This window comes from Microbispora sp. NBRC 16548, assembly GCF_030268985.1.
Taxonomy (GTDB): Bacteria; Actinomycetota; Actinomycetes; order Streptosporangiales; family Streptosporangiaceae; genus Microbispora; species Microbispora catharanthi.
The window spans coordinates 1-751 of record NZ_BSSF01000062.1 but is presented as its reverse complement, the minus strand read 5'-3'; the positions used below and the strand labels follow the sequence as shown (position 1 = coordinate 751).

Sequence of the window (751 nt, the reverse complement as noted above, 5' to 3'; positions counted from 1 at the left end):
GACACCATCGCCTGGCATCTGCACCAGCATCACCAGGTCACCGTGTCCCGGGCGACGATCAGCCGCTACCTCATGCGGGCCGGTCTGGTCACCCCCGAGCCGAACAAACGACCACGCTCCTCCTACATCCGCTTCCAAGCCGAGCAGCCGAACGAGACCTGGCAGGCCGACTTCACCCACTACCGCCTGGCCGACGGCACCGACGCCGAGATCCTCACCTGGCTGGACGACCACTCCCGCTACGCCCTGTCGGTGACGGCCCACAACCGCGTCACCGGACCGATCGTGCGCGACACCTTCCGCCACGCGGTGGCCGCCCACGGCGTGCCCGCCTCCACCCTCACCGACAACGGCATGGTCTTCACCACCCGCCTGGCCGGCGGCCGCGGCGGCCGCAACGCCTTCGAACACGAACTGCGCCGCCTGCACCTCACCCAGAAGAACTCCACCCCCAACCACCCCACCACCTGCGGAAAAGTCGAACGCTTCCAGCAGACCATGAAGAAATGGCTACGCGCCCAGCCCGACCAGCCCGCCACCATCACTGACTTACAAACCCTCATCGACCGCTTCGCCGACGCCTACAACCACCACCGCCCCCACCGGTCGTTGCCCCACCGCGCCACCCCCGCCGCGGCCTACAACACCCGGCCCAAGGCCCAACCGGCCGCCAACCGCGACGGCGACACCCACACCCGCGTCCGGCACGACCGCGTCGACCACACCGGCGTCGTCACCCTGCGGATCGGCG

At 69.5% G+C, this 751-nt stretch carries 1 protein-coding gene; it reads left to right on the top strand.

Annotation, left to right across the window (positions count from 1 at the left end):
* Window positions 1-751: DDE-type integrase/transposase/recombinase (locus tag QSK36_RS43030; RefSeq protein ID WP_285786438.1), on the top strand; the 751-nt coding region annotated here is incomplete at both ends.